Origin of the sequence: Herpetosiphon gulosus (assembly GCF_039545135.1) — a bacterium.
GTDB lineage: Bacteria > Chloroflexota > Chloroflexia > Chloroflexales > Herpetosiphonaceae > Herpetosiphon > Herpetosiphon gulosus.
In genome coordinates this window covers 172,744-190,472 of sequence record NZ_BAABRU010000013.1, presented here as the reverse complement: position 1 = coordinate 190,472, position 17,729 = coordinate 172,744, and the positions used below count along the sequence as shown (strand labels likewise).

At 49.9% G+C, this 17,729-nt stretch carries 18 protein-coding genes and 1 other annotated feature; of the genes, 11 read left to right on the top strand and 7 right to left on the bottom strand.

All coding sequences use genetic code 11. The features are described 5' to 3' along the window. The first annotated feature begins 224 nt into the window (after positions 1–224). On the top strand, positions 225–1,571 hold the full coding sequence (locus ABEB26_RS18210) for an Hsp70 family protein (protein ID WP_345723466.1): 1,347 nt from the start codon (positions 225–227) through the stop codon (positions 1,569–1,571). A gap of 286 nt (positions 1,572–1,857) precedes the next feature. Next, on the top strand, positions 1,858–2,154 hold the full coding sequence (locus ABEB26_RS18205; RefSeq protein WP_345723465.1) for a hypothetical protein: 297 nt from the start codon (positions 1,858–1,860) through the stop codon (positions 2,152–2,154). Positions 2,155–2,190: 36 nt separating this feature from the next. Here the strand turns inward: ABEB26_RS18205 and lexA are convergent, their stop codons facing one another. Beyond that, a complete protein-coding gene (gene lexA, locus ABEB26_RS18200; RefSeq protein ID WP_345723464.1) occupies positions 2,191–2,835 on the bottom strand; it encodes a transcriptional repressor LexA in 645 nt (214 codons plus the stop codon). A gap of 226 nt (positions 2,836–3,061) precedes the next feature. On the opposite strand from lexA, the gene ABEB26_RS18195 reads away from it, so the two are divergent. The 7 genes from ABEB26_RS18195 to ABEB26_RS18165 all read left to right on the top strand — a co-directional run bounded on the left by ABEB26_RS18195 (position 3,062) and on the right by ABEB26_RS18165 (position 8,226). Then, a complete protein-coding gene (locus ABEB26_RS18195; protein ID WP_345723463.1) occupies positions 3,062–3,541 on the top strand; it encodes an MBOAT family protein in 480 nt (159 codons plus the stop codon). A gap of 56 nt (positions 3,542–3,597) precedes the next feature. Further along, complete coding sequence (locus ABEB26_RS18190) at positions 3,598–4,113, top strand: NUDIX hydrolase (protein WP_345723462.1); 516 nt, start codon at positions 3,598–3,600, stop codon at positions 4,111–4,113. Positions 4,114–4,154: 41 nt separating this feature from the next. Then, positions 4,155–5,063 carry a carbohydrate kinase family protein gene (locus tag ABEB26_RS18185; RefSeq protein ID WP_345723461.1) on the top strand — a complete coding sequence of 303 codons (909 nt, stop codon included), beginning with the start codon at positions 4,155–4,157 and terminating at the stop codon, positions 5,061–5,063. A gap of 86 nt (positions 5,064–5,149) precedes the next feature. After that, the gene (locus tag ABEB26_RS18180) at positions 5,150–5,836 is read left to right on the top strand and encodes an amino acid kinase family protein (RefSeq protein WP_345723460.1); all 687 of its coding nucleotides are present in this window, start codon (positions 5,150–5,152) and stop codon (positions 5,834–5,836) included. Positions 5,837–6,098: 262 nt separating this feature from the next. Next, on the top strand, positions 6,099–7,385 hold the full coding sequence (eno, locus tag ABEB26_RS18175; protein ID WP_345723459.1) for a phosphopyruvate hydratase: 1,287 nt from the start codon (positions 6,099–6,101) through the stop codon (positions 7,383–7,385). 64 nt (positions 7,386–7,449) lie between these two features. Continuing rightward, positions 7,450–7,824 (top strand): YraN family protein, encoded by a 375-nt coding sequence (locus tag ABEB26_RS18170; protein ID WP_345723458.1) that lies wholly within the window; start codon positions 7,450–7,452, stop codon positions 7,822–7,824. 21 nt (positions 7,825–7,845) lie between these two features. Further along, on the top strand, positions 7,846–8,226 hold the full coding sequence (locus ABEB26_RS18165) for a RidA family protein (RefSeq protein WP_345723457.1): 381 nt from the start codon (positions 7,846–7,848) through the stop codon (positions 8,224–8,226). A gap of 213 nt (positions 8,227–8,439) precedes the next feature. Here ABEB26_RS18165 and ABEB26_RS18160 read toward each other — a convergent pair whose 3' ends face one another. The 4 genes from ABEB26_RS18160 to rplJ all read right to left on the bottom strand — a co-directional run bounded on the left by ABEB26_RS18160 (position 8,440) and on the right by rplJ (position 10,856). Then, positions 8,440–9,219 (bottom strand): PfkB family carbohydrate kinase, encoded by a 780-nt coding sequence (locus ABEB26_RS18160; RefSeq protein ID WP_345723456.1) that lies wholly within the window; start codon positions 9,217–9,219, stop codon positions 8,440–8,442. Next, complete coding sequence (locus ABEB26_RS18155) at positions 9,216–9,713, bottom strand: hypothetical protein (protein WP_345723455.1); 498 nt, start codon at positions 9,711–9,713, stop codon at positions 9,216–9,218. The genes ABEB26_RS18160 and ABEB26_RS18155 overlap by 4 nt, the downstream gene beginning before the upstream one ends. A 140-nt stretch (positions 9,714–9,853) precedes the next feature. Further along, positions 9,854–10,246: a 50S ribosomal protein L7/L12 gene (gene rplL, locus ABEB26_RS18150; protein ID WP_012187701.1), complete on the bottom strand. Its 393-nt coding sequence runs from the start codon at positions 10,244–10,246 to the stop codon at positions 9,854–9,856. A gap of 85 nt (positions 10,247–10,331) precedes the next feature. Then, the gene (gene rplJ / locus ABEB26_RS18145; protein WP_345723453.1) at positions 10,332–10,856 is read right to left on the bottom strand and encodes a 50S ribosomal protein L10; all 525 of its coding nucleotides are present in this window, start codon (positions 10,854–10,856) and stop codon (positions 10,332–10,334) included. Positions 10,857–10,874: 18 nt separating this feature from the next. After that, positions 10,875–11,032, bottom strand: a sequence feature (ribosomal protein L10 leader region). 262 nt (positions 11,033–11,294) lie between these two features. On the opposite strand from rplJ, the gene ABEB26_RS18140 reads away from it, so the two are divergent. Continuing rightward, the gene (locus tag ABEB26_RS18140; protein WP_012187699.1) at positions 11,295–12,653 is read left to right on the top strand and encodes an acetyl ornithine aminotransferase family protein; all 1,359 of its coding nucleotides are present in this window, start codon (positions 11,295–11,297) and stop codon (positions 12,651–12,653) included. A gap of 384 nt (positions 12,654–13,037) precedes the next feature. After that, entirely contained in the window at positions 13,038–13,688 is a 651-nt protein-coding gene (locus ABEB26_RS18135) for a DUF4386 family protein (RefSeq protein ID WP_345723452.1), read from the top strand. 177 nt (positions 13,689–13,865) lie between these two features. On the opposite strand, the gene ABEB26_RS18130 is transcribed toward ABEB26_RS18135, so the two are convergent. After that, complete coding sequence (locus ABEB26_RS18130; protein ID WP_345723451.1) at positions 13,866–16,040, bottom strand: tetratricopeptide repeat protein; 2,175 nt, start codon at positions 16,038–16,040, stop codon at positions 13,866–13,868. Between the two features lie 309 nt (positions 16,041–16,349). Further along, positions 16,350–17,429, bottom strand: coding sequence for an isocitrate/isopropylmalate family dehydrogenase (locus ABEB26_RS18125; RefSeq protein WP_012187693.1), 1,080 nt, complete (start codon positions 17,427–17,429; stop codon positions 16,350–16,352). Between the last annotated feature and the right edge of the window lie 300 nt (positions 17,430–17,729).

Here is a 17,729-nt window from a genome sequence, read left to right as displayed (position 1 = left end):
CTTAATCGAGGGCTGGCAAGCCTGCAACCAACCAACGATGGAATTTTTAAATAGGTATTATTTGCAAAAGCCCAAAATTGCTCATCCAACATCCGCCCTACGACCGATCATGGCGCGTAAAATGCTTTGTTACAATCGATGGTCTGCACCAGCCGCCCCCCAGTTTTGGGTTTGGGCGGCATTTCGCCGTGCAACTCATCCATCTTAATTTAGGAGGCATTGCAATGCGGGTAGGCTTAGATTTCGGAACAACTAATACGACCGCAGCAATTTACGATGGCGCAAAGGTAACTTTGGTTCCGCTAGACTCCGTAGCGGCGAATCCCAATGTGTTACGCACCGCCTTATTTATCACGCCCGAAGGCCAGCAACGGATTGGCCGTGCAGCAATTAATGCCTTTACTGAGGGCAACGTTGGCCGCGAAATTGTCTACGAGCGACGCTATGTTGGCACAGTTACCAACACCTATGCAGGGGTTGGCACGATCACGCAGGCCGTCGAAGGCTTGATCGATAGCAACCCACCAGGCCGTTTATTTCAATCGATCAAAACCATGCTGCGCGATCCATCCTACATCAGAACCAATGTGTTTGGCCAAGAAACCACCCTCGAAGAATTGATCGCCAAAATCTTACGGGCAATTCGTCGCGAGATCGAGCGCTTTACTGGTGAGAAAATTAGTGCAATTACGGTTGGCCGACCTGTGCACTATGCCAGCACACCCGAAGGCGATGCTTTGGCAATTCGGCGCATGCGTGAGGCCTGCGAATTAGCCGATTTGCCGAATGTGAGTTTTATGCCCGAGCCAGTTGCCGCAGCCCATGCCTTTGCTGCTAGTCAACGCGAACGCCGCAATATCATCGTCTTCGACTTTGGTGGCGGGACGCTCGACGTAACCGTGATGGCCATTGATGGCGCAAAGCGCCAAGTACTGGCGACCGATGGCGTGCCAATTGGCGGCGACGTGCTCGATAGCAAAATCGTCACGGGAGCCTTGCGTCAATATTTTGGTGATGGTGCTCGGCTTGGCCCACGTAAATTGCCTTTACCTGCTACCTTGATGGAGCACCTCGACAACTGGCAAAATATTCTCGAAATGCACACCCCAAAAATGCTCGATATCATCGAAGAAGCGGTGCGTACCAGCGATAAACCCAAAGAACTCAAAGCCTTGCGCTCATTAGTGCGCGAAAATTATGGGTTGGTGCTGTATGAGCATGCCGAAGCGGCCAAACGACGACTTTCGAGCGAACGCCAAGTTGAAATTAGTATGCATGTTAAAGATATTGATTTTGATCATTTGCTGCCCCGCTTTGAATTTGAGCGCCTCGTTGGCCCCGAAGCCCGCGCCATTGGCGATTGTGTTGATCGCACGGTTCGCGCGGCTGGCCTGAGCCACGAGCAAATTGATGTGGTGCTGCGCACAGGCGGCTCCTCGCGAATTCCGCGTTTTATCAAATTATTAGCCGACCGCTTTACTGAGGATCGGCTGCGCGAGCAAGATCCCTTTACCAGCGTCGGGGCTGGTTTAGCTGTCGCTGCCTACGAAGGTTTGGGTGAAACCAGTTAACTCTTGGTTATCCATATGCGTTAGCAATGCATCATGACCCCTCACCCCCAACCCCTCGCCCACTGCGGTGGGCGAGGGGAGCACTCCTAGAACGGTTCCTCCTCGCCTCGCGTGCGGGAGAGGGGGTCAGGGGGTGAGGGCATGCAAATCGACTCCATATCCCACCCAATCATTGTTAAAACCTACCCTTGAAAGGAGGGGGTGAGGGGGTGAGGGAACCAAAACAATGACCATTGCTTGGCGATCTCAGCTATAATGCAACTAGCTTTAGTTGGGAGTATACGTGATGGTCAAACAAAAAATCTTATCCACCTTCAGCAATATCACCAGAGTTCGCGCCCAAGTCGAGGATTATCGCCAGAAATTCCAAGATTTGCGGCCATGGTGGCCCGTGTTGATTCCGTTTTTGCTGTGGCGGGGTAAACGAGCCTACGACCAAGAGATGAAAAATGTTGGGATCAAACTCGGCGAGGCAGCGCTGCAAAAAGCCCAAGAACAACACAAACTCCAAGAACAGCAAGCCAAATTGATCGAAACCCAAGAGAAGATTAATCAACGTAGCAACAAAAAGGGACGGAAATAATTCCGTCCCTTGGGTTTATGTGGTTTTATTTAGATTTTAGCCGAGGTTACGAATCACCCCAACCACACGGCCTTGCACTTCCACATTGGTTGATGGATAGTACATTGCATCCATGGTGACGTTAGCTGGTTGCAACCGCACACGGTCGCCTTCCCAATAGATCCGTTTCAAAGTAACTTCGTTTTCATCGCGAATACGGGCAGCGACCATCTCGCCATTTTCGGCGGTTGCCTGATAGCGCAACAAGACAATATCGCCATCGGCAATCAAGGCATCGACCATCGAATAGCCTTTGACCCGCAAGGCATAAACATCGCCCAGCTTGTCACTGCCAACAATTTCCTCGGGCACTAACACCGAATCGTCGGAGTTGGCCGAATCGTTGGGAACTGGAATAGGCTGACCAGCGGCAATTACGCCCAGCACTGGCACCCGTTGGCCACCAAGCACGGTTGGTAGTGGTTGCTCAGCATTGATCAATTCGATAGCTCGCGAGATATTACCTTCGCGGCGGATATGGCCTTTGCTTTCGAGGGCGCGTAAGTTATAGGCAACCACTGAGGTTGATGAAATACTTAACTCGCGTTGAATATCGCGAATCGCCGGAGCATAGCCATTTGTGCGAATAAATTGCTTGATGTAATCATAGATCCGTTGTTGGCGTTGCGATAATCCGCTCATTGAAGCGCCTTCCTTTCAGGGCCGACGAGGCTGTGGGTATTCAGCCATACACGAATAGACGTTCTAGTCTTTATTATAGAAAAATACATATGTTCTGTCAACTAGGATGTTCTACTTTTTTGTTTAATTGACCAAATTAGGCCTCTATTAAGCGAAATTAAGCAATTGGTAACCCAATCAGGGTTTTTGCGTAGCGCTGCTAATTCTTGATTATGGGAATCGTTCAATGCACGAACAATCTACTCCAACCTCAGCATCACGAATTTCACTGACAACCTATATTCGCTGGCGTACTGGCTTACCACTTGGAGCCAAAGGCTCGTTAAGTGCCATGTTAAAGCGTGCATTTGGGGCTAATAGTTTGGCTGGGTTTTGGCGTTATTGGAATCCGATTTTTGGCTATGGGTTGGCACGATATATTGAAGCGCCATTGCGCCGCATTGGGCCACGCTGGTTGGCAATTATGCTCACATTTATTATCTGTGGGGCAATTCATGATGCTGTTACGATGCTTGTGCGTGGCTCAGGCGCAAGTCTATTTACGCTTTGGTTTGGCATCATTAGTTTAGGTATTGTGGTTAGCGAACAGATCAAGTTCAATTTTAACAATCTAAATTGGCGGTGGCGGGCAGTTTGGCATTTAATTTATCTTGGTTTGTGTTTGTTGTTTACATTAACCATTCAAGCTGTGTTTGGCCTGCCATAGCTCACTAGCTCAATCTCGGCGTATACTAAAGCAAATAGCGTAATTATGAGGTTTTTGTGGAATTACCAAGCTTTATTTTTCCATTATTAAAACGCTTTCGTTTGCCGCCGCGCTTGCACTGGCTCGCTGCTAATCTGATCAACCCGCACTTTTTGCTGGGTGTGGCAGGCATTATCACCGATGAGCAGGGGCGTTTATTATTGTTTCATCATACCTATCGCCGCTCGCATCCGTGGGGCATGCCTGGCGGTTGGATGAGCAAAGGTGAATCGCCGCTCGAAACCCTCGAACGCGAAGTACATGAAGAATCGGGCTTGCACGTCCGCGCTGAACGCTTGGCATTAATTGGCGTTACTCGCGATCGCCCTAAATTTGAGTTTGTGGTGTGTGGCAAGCTGGTTGGCGGCACATTTCAAGCCTCGCGTGAGGTTGATCAAATGGGTTGGTTCGAACCTGATCAATACCCAGCTTTAGCGCCATTTCATCAACATATTTTGCAGCAATGGCGTGAGCAACCCAACCACGAAGTTGGTTGGTATGAAGCCCCATGGATTATCGCCCACCCGCGCTAGCCCTGCGCAACCACTAAATTATTGAGTTTGAGGAGCATACAATGGATCAGGCGATTGTTGTTTTTGGCGATCTTAATCTTGATACCAGCGTTTCAATTGGGCAATTTCCACTGCACGTGGGCGATACATTATTTAGCTTCGATGGCATTAGCGATGAGATTGGCGGAGCTGCGGCCAATGTCGCGGTTGGCTTAACTGCGCTGGGCCACCAGGTTCATTTTGGTAGTGTAGTTGGTCAAGATCGTATGGCTGAGCTGGTGCTGCAACTGGCCCAAGCCAAAGGTTTAGCCACCAACTGCATTCGCCCCGATTGGCCAATAACCTCGCGCACAGTTGTATTAATTGATGCTGATGGGAATCGCCAGTGCATCAACGACCCCAAAGCGGTACATCGTTATCGTTACCCCGAAGCCACATTACCAGCGCTATTTGCACAAAGCCAATGGGTCTATTGCTCGACCCAAAACTGGTGTCGCTACGTTGCCCAAGCTGCCCGCGAAGCTGGCAGGAAAGTCATTGTCGATGTACAAGCCTTGATCGATATTGACGAATATCACCGTGATTTTCTGCAAGCTGCTTCGATTGTTATCCTTAGCACTGAGCAACTGGCTATGCATAGTCATGAATTCATGCGCCGATTATGGCAGCAATTTGAGGTTGAAATCGTGGTAGCAACCCATGGCAATCATGGTGCAACCCTTGGCGTGCGAACAACAAACATAATCGAATATGAACCAGCCTTTGAACTTGGGCCAGTCGTCGATAAAACGGGAGCAGGCGATGCGTTTTGCGCTGGTTTTATTGCAGGTTTGGCCAGCGATTTGGCTCCCCGCCAAGCCCTGAGTTTTGGGCAATATGTGGCTGCCAGAAAAATTGCAGTCAAAGGCGCAACCAATGGCTTTCCGGAGCGAACTCATGTTTGGCAAGCATTAGCGCAATTGCCTAAATAAACTGTCACCGCTTCGTCATCTTTAATCCTATTGTTGGCTAGTCCCCCTCGTTACAATTGTGTACAACACAGATGGGGACAACAGCAATGACGCACGTAATCAAAATTAGCGGCTACGAAGTGGATCAAGCTGATTCATTGCAAACATTAATTAGTGCCTTAAGCAGCATCGACGATCAAGTGGTTTTAATTCATGGTGGTGGCAGCATTTTGCCGCGCGTCTTAAACGCTATTGGTGGCCCGAATCATCCGGCTGCTGCCGAAATTGCAGCCATGGCTTTGCGTGGCGGGATCAATCCGCGCTTGGTTGCTGCGCTGACGCAACATCATTTGCAAGCAATTGGCTTATGTGGCTCGGATTTGGAATTGATGTATTTGCTGCCCAAAAGCGATGAGCCAATTGTGCGCTTTGAGGTGTTGCACTATTTGCTAGAGCAGGCTTGGCTGCCAGTTTTAGCTCCATTGGCGATGGAAAGTGCCACAGGTGCAGTGAAATTGCTCAACGCTGATACGGCAGCCCAGATGATCGCCTCAGCATTGGCCGCTGATCAATTAACCTACATTGTGCAAACCCCAGGGGTTTATGCCAGTGGGCGACGAATTAGTGGCATTTCAGGGCGACAATGCGAACGCTACATCAAACAAGGCGCATTCGATGCCACCTATACCTCGGTTGTCAAAGCAGCCTCGTTAGCAGCCCCGAATGTCGGGCGGGTGCGCATCACCGATCTCAATGGCTTTTTGGATGGGGTTGAAACCGTAGTTGTAGCCTAGATTTCAGGGGTCAGGGACAGGGGTCAGCATAACCGAAACCGCGAGGGGCACGAAGGACACGAAGATTTGGCTCTAGGCTCTGGGCGTTTGGCTATCGAAATTATTGCAACCCCTCAAAACGTTTCGCTAGCCCAGAGCCTTCATCCCTCATCCATCATCCTTCATATTTTCTCGATAGGTCGCGAAATCGCTACCCAGCGAATGGACAGAGCGTGGTATGATGGGGCATAAAGATTCGTGTCCCTTGAGGAGGCTTCTCAATATGGCACTCATTACGCACGTTCGCGGTCGCGAAGTTCTCGATAGCCGAGGTAACCCGACCGTTGAAGTTGAAATCGGTTTGGAAGATGGCACGCTTGCCCGCGCAATTGTTCCTTCGGGCGCTTCAACTGGCGCACACGAAGCAGTCGAACTACGCGACGGCGACAAAAGCCGCTATGGCGGTAAAGGCGTGCTCAAAGCTGTAAAGCATGTCAATGAAGATATTGCTGAAGCCATCGAAGGCTTAGAGGCACTTGATCAAATTACCCTTGACAAGACCTTGATTGAGCTTGATGGCACTAAAAATAAAGGTAAACTTGGCGCTAATGCAATCTTAGGGGTTTCATTGGCCACAGCCAAAGCTGGTGCATTGTCAGTTGGTTTGCCACTCTATCGCTACCTTGGCGGGGTTTTCGGGCATACCTTGCCAGTCCCAATGATGAACATCTTGAATGGTGGCAAGCACGCCCAAGATAGCACCGACTTCCAAGAATTTATGGTGATGCCAGTTGGCGCTCCATCGTTCCGCGAAGCTTTGCGCTGGGGTGCGGAAATTTACCACACGCTCAAGAACGTACTGCACGACCGTGGTTTGGCCACCAATACTGGCGATGAAGGTGGTTTTGCGCCATCATTGCCATCAAACGAAGCTGCTCTCGAAGTGATCGTCGAAGCGATTCAAAAAGCTGGCTACACCCCAGGCAAAGATGTCATGTTGGCACTCGACCCAGCATGTAGCGAAATCTACGAAAATGGCATCTACAACTTGGCCCGCGAAGGCCGCAAGCTTAGCTCCGAAGAAATGGTGGGCTACTGGGAAAATCTGGTTAACAAATATCCAATCATTTCAATCGAAGACGGCTTGCACGAAGACGATTGGGGTGCTTGGTCGTTGTTGCGCCAACGCATCGGCGATCGCGTGCAGTTGGTCGGCGACGATTTGTTGGTAACCAACGTCGAACGGCTCAACCGTGCGATCAAAGAAAACTCAGCGAACAGTATTTTGATCAAGCTCAACCAAATTGGCACCTTGACCGAAACGCTTGATGCGATTCAAATGGCGCAACGTGCTGGTTGGACGGCGATCGTCAGCCACCGCTCAGGCGAAAGCGAAGACGTAACCGTAGCCGATTTGGTGGTTGCCACCAACGCTGGTCAAATCAAAACTGGTGCGCCAGCGCGAACCGACCGCGTAGCCAAATACAACCAATTGCTGCGAATCGAAGAAGAACTCGATAGCCAAGCAAAATTTGCTGGCTGGAGTGCCTTCGCCGTCAAACGCGGCTAATCGATACTGACCATTCAGGACACGCAACGGCGCGTGTCCGCTTGCTATTTTAGGGGGAGCAAGCATGGCCGATGATCGCAAAGCACTTGGGCGTTGGGGCGAACAATACGCCGCTGAGTATCTACAACAATTAGGCTATCAACTGATCGCCAGCGGTTGGCGTTGTCGTTGGGGTGAGATCGATCTGATCGCTTATGATCAGGCAACCTTGGTGATTATTGAAGTGCGCACCCGCCGAGGCACAGCCCATGGCAGCGCCGCTGAATCATTGACCCTCAAAAAACGCCATCGTTTAGCTCGTTTGCTCCAAGCTTATTTAGAAGCCCTCGATGCAGCCCAAACCCCATGGCTCGGCGATTACCGCATCGATGCCATCGCGATCACGCTCTCCCGTGGTCAACCCCAACTTGAGCATTTTCAAGCAATTTCGATAGAATAAGCAGCTATCAAGGAGTTTTCAATGACCCGTGAAGTTATCAGCACGTCTAATGCTCCCGCCGCAATTGGCCCCTACTCACAAGCAATCGCAATTGATGGATTGTTGTTCTGCTCAGGCCAAATTCCGCTTGACCCAGCAACCGGCCAAGTGATCGAGGGCGACGTGACGGCTCAAACCCGCCGCGTCATGGAAAATATTCGGGCCGTACTGACGGCAGCCAACACCAACTTTGAAAAAGTCGTTAAAACCACAATTTTCTTGGCTGATATGAACGACTTTGCAGCGGTCAATGCCGTGTATGGCGAATACTTCCCTGAAAACCCACCAGCTCGCTCGACCGTGCAAGTCGCTCGCCTGCCTCGCGATGTGCAGGTTGAAGTTGAAGTTATTGTGCTGCGCTAAATCAGGTTTCCCTCACCCCCTAGCCCCCTCTCCCGCCTAGCAGGCGAAGGGGAATTGACTTATTAATCATCCTGAATCATGGAAAACCACAAAACTAAACTCCCCTCTCCCGCACCGTGGGAGAGGGGTTGGGGGTGAGGGAACGTCAGTTATCCTTAAAACTGGAAACTCCACTTCTTCACCAAGCGGGATAAAGGCTGGCGGTAAGGACGCTTAGACCAATTGACCACTAATGTGCAAGGCAGCTTGTTGACAAGCCCAATCGGCGGCTTGCAAGGCCGAACTACCCTGCTGAATGCGCCAAAACCAAGCCGCCGCCCAGACATCGCCTGCTCCGGTTGGGTCACTAACTGACACTGGATAGGCCGCGACATGCTGGGCTTGAGCATTAACCCAAATCGTTGCGCCATGTGAGCCTTGGGTCATTGCGACCAAACCACAGTGCTGCGCCCAACCAGCAACCAGCTGCACATCACCACCAACATCCTCATCGCTCACCACCAAAGCATCAATTTGAGCTAACTCCGTTGAGGTCGGTTGCCAACGTTTGGGTTGGATTCGGCCCGAACTATCCCAATGCCTGAGCCAACCCTGGGCCGTCAAGCCAATCATAGCCTGCGGAAAAACCTTGCGCGGCGGAATTGTGGTTAATTCTTGGGCTAAGGGTGCAAGGTGCACTAGGCTGGCTTGTTGCCAATGCGGCGCAAGATTGGCCCAATCCAACGGGGTTGGCGCGGCATGCAGCCACTGAGTGCGAGCATCACCATGATAGCGATTTTCAAAGGTGGCAGTGGCTCGACTAGGCAAGCGCACCAGCGTGCTGTTGCTCGGCAAATCAAAAATGATCTTGGCGTGGGCTGGCGTAATGATCGTGGTTGCAATGCCACAAGCGGCTAAAGCTCGCGCCGCAAATGTGCCAGTGCCACCCTGCTGCCAGCCAGTTGATGTACGATCGCGAGTTAATGCCCCAATCAACAGATACTCAAGGCTCATGGGGTCTGCTCCAATGGCAAATGAATAGTATGCTGCGGGCTGCCGCGCATAAATACAAATGGGTCAAGATAGGCGCGGTAGGTGATATTGAAGACATATTTGGTATAGGTGGCCTCGCGTTCCAAGCCAAAACGGGTTTTATAACTCAGCTGACCCCATTCGCCAATCGCCAACTGCATCAAACTGGTTGAAAGCGTTTGTTCAGGCAAGCGCAACAGCACCTCAAGCTGTGGAGTCGTATTGAGGCGCAAACCTAAACCATTATGATACAGATGACGCAAATCGCTGTAGGTGCGCAAATTGGCCCGAGTTGGGCGGGTATAGGCGTTGGTTTCATCGAATTCGGCGTGATGCAACACAGCGCCTTGGACAAAACCATGGGGTGGGAGCGGCATAACACTTAAACGTTCAGGTGTGCCTTGACACAACTGCGGCGGACGTTGGCCGTGGGGCACTGTCCAACGCGTTTTGATAAGTTGAACAACAACAAGCATGGCAACTCACAACTGAAAAAAAGCCTTCTCCTCAGTTTAATCCAATTTTGGCAGAATAGCGGGCAACAAGCCTGAAATTAACAAAAAAACCGACGTTTGAGGGCTAAACCCCAAACGTCGGCTGAAAGCCAAGTAAAAACTTACTTGATTTCGATTTCTGCACCAGCAGCGGCCAAAGCAGCCTTGGCAGCTTCGGCTTCTTCTTTGCTGACACCTTCTTTGACTGGTTTTGGAGCGCCTTCGACCAAATCTTTGGCTTCTTTCAAGCCCAAGCCAGCGACAACTTCGCGAACGGCTTTGATGATCGCGATTTTCTTGTCGGCTGGAGCGCCCTTCAAGATAACGGTGAATTCGGTTTGTTCTTCAGCAGCAGCGGCTGGAGCATCGCCAGCAGCAGCAACGCCAGCAACCATCACTGGAGCAGCGGCTGAAACGCCGAATACTTCTTCCATTTCCTTAGCCAATTCAGCAGCTTCAACCAAGGTCAAGCCTTTGAGTTCTTCCAACAATGCAGTTACTTTTTCTGAAGCCATGAGTGTAATTGCCTCCAAAGCAATAAAATAGGGATTTCAAAGTTGATTTGGCGAAAAGGCTAGGCGATTCGCCGAACGAATGCGATTAGCCTTCAGCACCTTTTTGTGCGTGTGCACCGAGGATGTAGGCAATATTGCGCATAACACCCTTCAAGCCACCGACAATTCGGCTTGCTGGAGCATTGATACCGCCCAAGATCTTGGCCAAGCTTTCGTCGCGGGTTGGCATTTTGGCCACCCGTTCGACATCTGCGCCAGTGATTTTTGAGGTACCGACGATCCCGCCTTTGACCTTAATATCTTTCTTCGATGCTTTGAAGAAATCATCAATTGCCTTCGCCACGCCTGGAATATCATCGTATGAAAATGCCAGTGCGGTTGGGCCACCCAAGAATTCTTCAATTTCAGTTTTACCTGCTTCGCGTGCTGCCAAGCGGGTCAAGGTGTTTTTTGCAATAATCACCTCGCCGCCTTTTTCACGAACTTTCTTGCGAAGTTCGTTCAATTCGGCAACTGTCAAGCCGCGATAGTCGGCAACTAAAAGCATTTGAGCGCGGTTTAGGCGTTCGGTTAATTCGGCAACGGTTGCAACCTTAGCTTGTGTTGGCATTCCGTTCACCTCCTTTCACAGGCAAATAAAAAAGCCCTGAGTGTAACGACACGCAGAGGCAGTAGCACACAATTGTGTGGAAGATTGCAAGAATCTATCAGCTACCTCGGCGGGTGATGCTTGGCATCATTAAGCGCGAACGCACCTGCTGTCTACGGTGGTATTTCTTGTACCGAAGCGAGATTATAGCAGGCTTTGCAGTTTTCGTCAAAACGTTATTGATCCACGAAGGACACGAAGTTGCACGAAGGTTAAATATTTAGCCACAGATTGATGTGATTATCATCCATTGCCAAACGCCTGCCCTCTAACAACGAGCACCTGATCCCTCTTTTGACTTCTGCCTTTTGACTTTTGATTTACCTTTGACGCACTAGAATGGCTCGGATAGAATGGGTAGGAATACCTATCACTGTGCCAACGGTGGGTATTTTGGCAATGTCGCCTATCAACCTGTTTAAGGAGTTCCCCGTGACTGATCTGCTGACGACGATTCCTGGCCCCCGCGCAACTGCCCTAGTTGATCGCGATACGGCGGTAATGGCCCCATGTAGTGGGCGGGTCTATCCCTTTGTGATGGATCGTGGCCTTGGTTGTGAAGTGTGGGATGTTGATGGTAATCGCTATCTCGATTTGAATGCGGGGATTGCGGTGGTTTCCACTGGTCATAGCCACCCGCGGCTGGTGCAAGCCCTGCAAGATCAGGTATCCAAGTTTATCCATATGGCTGGTACGGATTTTTATAACGAGCCAATGGTCAAGGCCGCCGAAAAAATCACCTCGTTGATGCCAGGTTCAGGCGAGTGGCAAGTATTTTTCGCCAATAGCGGCACTGAATCAGTTGAAGCAGCAATCAAATTGGCGCGATATTACACCAAACGCCAAAATGTGATCGGCTTCTATAGCTCGTTCCATGGTCGCTCATATGGCAGCTTATCGATCACCGCCTCGAAGCCCTACCAACGCAAAGGCTTCTTCCCCTTGATGCCTGGCGTATTCCACGCCTTCTATCCCAACCCCTATCGCACACCTTGGGGGGTTGAACCAGAGCGGGTTGCCGAAATCTGCTTGGATTTTATCGAAAAGACCTTGTTTACCACCACCACTCCCGCCGATGATGTTGCGGCAATTATCGCCGAGCCAATTCAAGGTGAAGGCGGCTATGTTGTGCCAGCTCCAGGTTTCTGGCAAGGCTTGCGCGACCTCTGCGATCGCCACGGAATTTTGTTGATCGCCGATGAAGTGCAAAGCGGCGTTGGCCGCACGGGTAAAATGTGGGCGGTTGAATACGAAGGCATTGTGCCCGACATCATCACCAGCGCCAAAGGCATTGGCTCAGGCGTGCCAGTTGGCGCGATGGTCGCCCGCAAAGAAATTAGCAGTGTTTGGAAACCAGGCGCACACGGCAATACCTATGGTGGCAATGCCTTGGCCATGCGAGCAGTCTACGAAACCTTGTGCCTCGCCGAAGAAGAATTGATGGCCAATGCCAACGAGGTTGGTGGCTACTTCAAACAACGTCTGCACGAACTCGAAGATCGCTACGAATGTATCGGCGATGTACGGGGGCGTGGTTTGATGATCGGTATGGAATTCATCAAAGATAACGTCAACAAAGATCCGCATGGCGATTTATCCAACGCCGTGATGGAAGAATCGTTCCGCCGTGGCATGTTGCTGCTAACCTGTGGCAAATCGACTATCCGCTTCTGCCCGCCATTGGTGCTCACCAAAGATCAAGTTGATGAAGGCATCAATTTGTTGAATGACACCTTGCAAGCCCTCGGCGCAAAGTAAGCATCCATTATTTTATTACTCACTCCAACCCCTCGTCCAATTGTGGGCGAGGGGTGTTTTTATCGGCTAAGGGGCTAGGCTTTAACGCAGAGGCGCAGAGCACGCATGGCTATTGGCGAAAGGCTATGGGCTATCGGAACGTTTTGTGGGATTGTAACCATTCCAATAGCCAAAAGACTAGAGCCTAGAGCCTCATCTTCGTGTCCTTCGTGGATCAACATAGTGCTTCATGGTTGCGGACACTCTGATCTCTGACCCCTCGCCCCTGAAACCTGACCCCTCGCCGCCGATAAACACCGCACAACAACACTTTGGTGTCTGATTGCATCTAACCCTTTTTTGTATGCTCAACCGCAGAAATCTAGCCTATAGTTGGAGTAAGCGATGCAAAGCACACAAAAATGGGGTGGCATTGCCGCCTTGATCAACGGGTTTGCCTATATTATCGGCATTGGCATGGTCGTCACCCTGTTAGCGACCTTCCTCGAAGCTAGCCAAACTGAAAAGATCAGCTTTTTGATCGAACATCAAAACTTGATGGCTCTGTGGTATTTGATTATTTATTTGGTCGCTGGAGTTTGGATGGTTCCGCTGGCAATTGCCCTGCATCACCGTATGCAGCAAGCAAATCCGCTGTTGATGCAGGTAACCACAGCCATGGGGATCATTTGGGCTACGACCATTCTTTCCAGTGGTATGTTGTTGGTCAACAATATCAAAATTATTGCCGATCTTCAGCAGCAGAATCCTGAGCAAACCCTCGCTGTTTCGACTGCAATTTCAGCAGTTGCCAGCGGGTTGGGTGGGGCAATCGAGTTGCCTGGAGGCATTTGGGTCAGCTTAATCAGTATTGCAGCATTACAAACCAAACGCCTACCCAAAGCACTCAATTATCTCGGCTTGCTGATTGGCGCAGCAGGTATTGCAATGACGATTCCAGCAATCGCCGCAGTTGGCACACTCTTTGGTGTGGGCATGATTGGCTGGTTTTTATGGGTTGGGGTGGTGTTGATAAGGATGAAGGATGAAGGATGAAGGATGAGGGATGAAGGCAAAAAACATAGAGCAAAGAACGTAGAACATAGGGAATAAGGCTATTGGCTCTGGGCTATCGGAACGTTTTGTGGGATTGCAACCATTCCGATAGCCAAAAGCCTAGAGCCTAGAGCCTCATCTTCGTGCACTTCGTGGATAAACCCTGATCCCTAAACCCTATAATTTGCTGCGCACCAGTTCAAGCCACTCTTGAGTTGCCTGGGTAGTTGGGTCATTTTTACCCAAAGCCTTTTCATGTTCAACGAAAACCTGTTGCAATAATAATTCAGCTTCATGGTTTCGGCCCTGACTATAAATAACCGCAGCCAAGTTCTGTTTAGTGGTTAAACTATCAGGATGGGTATTGCCTAGGGTTTGCTCACGAATTACAAGCACTTCGCGATAGATCGATTCTGCTTCAGCATACAAAGTTTGACATCCTAAGGCCCAAGCCAAGCCATGTTTCGTTGCTAACGTGTCGGGATGGTTAGCTCCAAGCAGCAATTCACGCATCACTAAGACTTTACGATAAAGTTGCTCAGCCTCAGGATAGCGATCTTGATGACCGATTGCCCAAGCCAAGGAATGTTCAGCAGCTAAAGTATCGGGATGATTGCTACCAAGCGTTTGCTCACAAACCGCCAAGATATCGCGAATCAGTAATTCCGCTTGAGCATAAGCACCCTCTTCACCAAAAATACCCGCCAAATTATGTTTAACGATGATGCTATCAGGATGGTCTTTAGCAAACATTTGTTCGTAGGGTTCTAGAATCTCCCTATATAAGCGTTTGGCTTCGGTATATAAACCTTGCTTACCAAGACTACTGGCTAAATTAAATTTATACTTAATGATCAGCGTTTCGCTAGCCTGTTGTTTTCGCCCAAGTGCTTCGCGATACAATAACTCTGCATGAGGGTATTTACCTTGACGTTGCAAACAAAGCCCAGTTTGATAGGCCAATTGTCCATCGTAGGTTGGGCGTTGCAACGATTGGCGATGAGCATATTCAAGGTGGGGCAGCAACATTTCAATTTCATGCATTGCCCATTGATCATGATAGCGTTTGCTAAGCGTGATCAATGCTTGCTCAACCGACGCATAACATTCAGGCTCATTCGCTGCATCAAGATCAATTATTACATCAGCCATCAGCGGGTGCAAACGTGGTTGAGTTGGGTCATTGAAAAAGCCTGCTTGGGCTAGCTCCCACAGATATTCGGTTAAGCTATCATCATCGTAGCCGCTGGCAGTTTGCAATAACTCCCACGGAATTAGCACATTCGGCGCACAATAGGCCATTATCAGCAATAAACGCCGACAAGCTTGACTTGATTCAGCAGGCAATAAGCCATAACTAAGCTCAACTGTATCGCGCACGCTCCAAAAATTGTTGATTCTATTTTGATGGAGCTTGCTGGTTGGCTTAACCATCGCTTGCAAACTGGCAAGTCGTTGGGTTCGCAGGGCTGTAATATACTCAGCAGCAGGCTTACGAAAATAAAATTTCAAGCTTGAGCCAACCAAATGCAAGGCTAAAGGCAAATGCCCCACCAATTCGGCCAACTGATCAGCAGCATCATCGCTGAGATAGTTGTTAATATTCGGTTGGGCGGCTAGTTGTTGTAGCAATTGGCGGCTTTCGAGCGGCGGCAAGGTATCCAGCACAATCAGATTAATCGAGCCAAGTTGCCATTGGCTGCGCCGACTAGTAACCAGCACTTGGCAACCACTGCTGGCCTGCGGACGATACGCAGTAAACAAGGCTGGATCTTCACAATTATCGAAGATCAACAAGCGTGGCATGGGCTGATTAAACAATTCGCGTACCACCTGCAGTCGGGTTTCAGGCTTAACTTCATAGCGCCATTCGTCTGGTTTCAGGCTATCCCAACAGCGATCAAGGCTGGCTTGCAGGGTTTCGTTGGTGGCGGCATACAACCAAAATACCCCACCAGCAAAATAACTGCCATAGCGATGGGCAAATTCAAGGGCTAGGCTACTTTTGCCAATCCCGCCCATGCCGGTGGCAAAGGCTGTTGGCGTAATCATGGTTGGGTCGGGGCGTAACATCGCTTGAGCCAATTGATACAACTGAGCTTCACGCCCAACAAAATCATTCAGTGGCACATAGGGCATGACTGAGTACGGTGGCAATTGGCTGCGTTCAGGTAAACGATCTTGTGGCAATCTTGCTAAGCGTGCCAAAGCGGCTGGTAAAGGGTCGGTTTGGGCTGGTAATTGCAAATATTTGTTAATTTGATTGTTATTGCCCGCAACCACCGCATCAATATTCACATCACCAAAGCCAGCATTGTTCGAGCCAAAAAAATCGCTGATACTGTTGGTCATGGCAATACCTCTATCGATAAGGATGAAGGATGAGGGATGAAGGATGAACGTTAAATATAGAAGGCAAAAAATAAAATCGGATCTATCAAAGTATTTTTCGTGCAATTCGTGTAATTCGTGGCTAAAAAAATAACGCTTCGTGCTCTTCCTATCCTTTGTAGATCAAACCCCCCAACAAACGATTCCCCATTCCTATGTTCTATGTTCGTTGCTCTATGTTCTTCTCCCCAGATACAACAAAAGCACACTCCGCCGTTGCAGTGTGCTTTCTAATGCGCAAGTTGGCTGCAATTTCTGGCAGCGAACGGTTTAGTTACCGAGCGATGGCCAAACTTCCATTTTAGTTTTTACGCGGCGAATCACTTCGTCGGTGAAATCGCTGGTGGTGGTGTGGCCGCCCAAATCGGCGGTGCGCACGCCATCGTAGACAGCTTCCAACGTGGCTTCGCTGATTGCCCGAGCAGCCATGTTAGCTTGAGGTGTATCAATATAATCAAGCAAGGCCGCTGAAGCCAAGATCATCGCCATTGGATTAGCAACGTTCTTGCCTTCCAAGCTGGGAGCCGTGCCGTGGGGTGCTTCAGCCATCACAACATTGACCTTGAAATCTTTGTCGAAAGCTAAGAGCAACGATTCAGCTCCAGCAATCGTGCCAAACATTTGCAATACCAAGTCGCTCAAGCAGTCGCCATCGCGGTTGAGCGCAGGAATCACCATCGGATCGCCCGAATTGGTCAAGAGCAAAGCATAGGTTGCATCGATCAATTGTGGTTCGTAACGCACGTCAGCATAGCGTTTAGCAGCAGCATCCATTTCTTCTTTGAGCATGCCTTCATAAATTGGGCTAACCGTATATTTAGGGCCGCCGAAAACTTTGGCTTTCATGCGGCGAGCATGCATAAAGGCATATTCTGAAACAGCGCGGCATGTGCCACGAGTAATTTTCTCGGTACGATAGGCAACTTCATTATCGCCTTCGCCTTCACGCCATTCTTTGGCACCATAGGCATCGTCAACCGCCATGCGAATGACCGAGATTGGCGCATATGCACCACCAACTGGCCGCACGCCTGGAATCCGACGGCCCGTTCGTACAATCACCGTGCCATTGATTTGTTCGCGCAAAATTGCGTTGGGGCTACCAACATCGCCAGCTTTTTCGGGGGTGATTGTGGCAGCTTTCAAGCCAAAACCAGCTTCCTTCATAGCTTGAGCTGCTTCCAACACAATTTGATTATTGGTTGCTCGGCGCGATTCGAGGCTCAAATCGTAGCGCTTTAGCTCTATATCAACGCCCGTCACCGCAGGATCAAGGACGCGCAGACTTTCTTCAAGCAGTTCTTGCCCCGTTTGATCGCCCTCAAGGACAACAATCGTTGGCTTACTCATTAAACTTAACTCCTTAGTAGGTTTTGGTGCAAAACTTTGTTTCACCTAAGGATACAAGTCTGAGTCACTGCTGTCAAAGTGATAGGGGTTCAGCGATCAGGGGGTCAGGATTCATGATGGGCGAGATAATACAAAGCTGATCCCTAGATCCTGAATCCTTGCTCTTCGTGTCCTTCGTGCTCTTCGTTGGCTAAAAACCGCCCCTTCACGATCTTCGTACCTCTGACTGCTAGCACCTGACCTCTCGCTTACGCCTGCTTGCAAGCATCGTGTATAATAAGCCGCAATAGTTGTTAATAG

Bases quoted from the DNA above. Each gene is read 5' to 3' on its own strand.
- eno (WP_345723459.1), top strand. From the start codon at position 6,099: ATGGCACTCATTACGCACGTTCGCGGTCGCGAAGTTCTCGATAGCCGA.
- ABEB26_RS18185 (WP_345723461.1), top strand. From the start codon at position 4,155: ATGGATCAGGCGATTGTTGTTTTTGGCGATCTTAATCTTGATACCAGC.
- ABEB26_RS18160 (WP_345723456.1), bottom strand. From the start codon at position 9,219: ATGAGCCTTGAGTATCTGTTGATTGGGGCATTAACTCGCGATCGTACA.
- ABEB26_RS18195 (WP_345723463.1), top strand. From the start codon at position 3,062: ATGCACGAACAATCTACTCCAACCTCAGCATCACGAATTTCACTGACA.
- ABEB26_RS18165 (WP_345723457.1), top strand. From the start codon at position 7,846: ATGACCCGTGAAGTTATCAGCACGTCTAATGCTCCCGCCGCAATTGGC.
- rplJ (WP_345723453.1), bottom strand. From the start codon at position 10,856: ATGCCAACACAAGCTAAGGTTGCAACCGTTGCCGAATTAACCGAACGC.
- ABEB26_RS18205 (WP_345723465.1), top strand. From the start codon at position 1,858: ATGGTCAAACAAAAAATCTTATCCACCTTCAGCAATATCACCAGAGTT.
- lexA (WP_345723464.1), bottom strand. From the start codon at position 2,835: ATGAGCGGATTATCGCAACGCCAACAACGGATCTATGATTACATCAAG.
- ABEB26_RS18210 (WP_345723466.1), top strand. From the start codon at position 225: ATGCGGGTAGGCTTAGATTTCGGAACAACTAATACGACCGCAGCAATT.
- ABEB26_RS18140 (WP_012187699.1), top strand. From the start codon at position 11,295: ATGTCGCCTATCAACCTGTTTAAGGAGTTCCCCGTGACTGATCTGCTG.
- ABEB26_RS18170 (WP_345723458.1), top strand. From the start codon at position 7,450: ATGGCCGATGATCGCAAAGCACTTGGGCGTTGGGGCGAACAATACGCC.
- ABEB26_RS18155 (WP_345723455.1), bottom strand. From the start codon at position 9,713: ATGCTTGTTGTTGTTCAACTTATCAAAACGCGTTGGACAGTGCCCCAC.
- ABEB26_RS18130 (WP_345723451.1), bottom strand. From the start codon at position 16,040: ATGACCAACAGTATCAGCGATTTTTTTGGCTCGAACAATGCTGGCTTT.
- ABEB26_RS18135 (WP_345723452.1), top strand. From the start codon at position 13,038: ATGCAAAGCACACAAAAATGGGGTGGCATTGCCGCCTTGATCAACGGG.
- ABEB26_RS18125 (WP_012187693.1), bottom strand. From the start codon at position 17,429: ATGAGTAAGCCAACGATTGTTGTCCTTGAGGGCGATCAAACGGGGCAA.
- ABEB26_RS18180 (WP_345723460.1), top strand. From the start codon at position 5,150: ATGACGCACGTAATCAAAATTAGCGGCTACGAAGTGGATCAAGCTGAT.
- rplL (WP_012187701.1), bottom strand. From the start codon at position 10,246: ATGGCTTCAGAAAAAGTAACTGCATTGTTGGAAGAACTCAAAGGCTTG.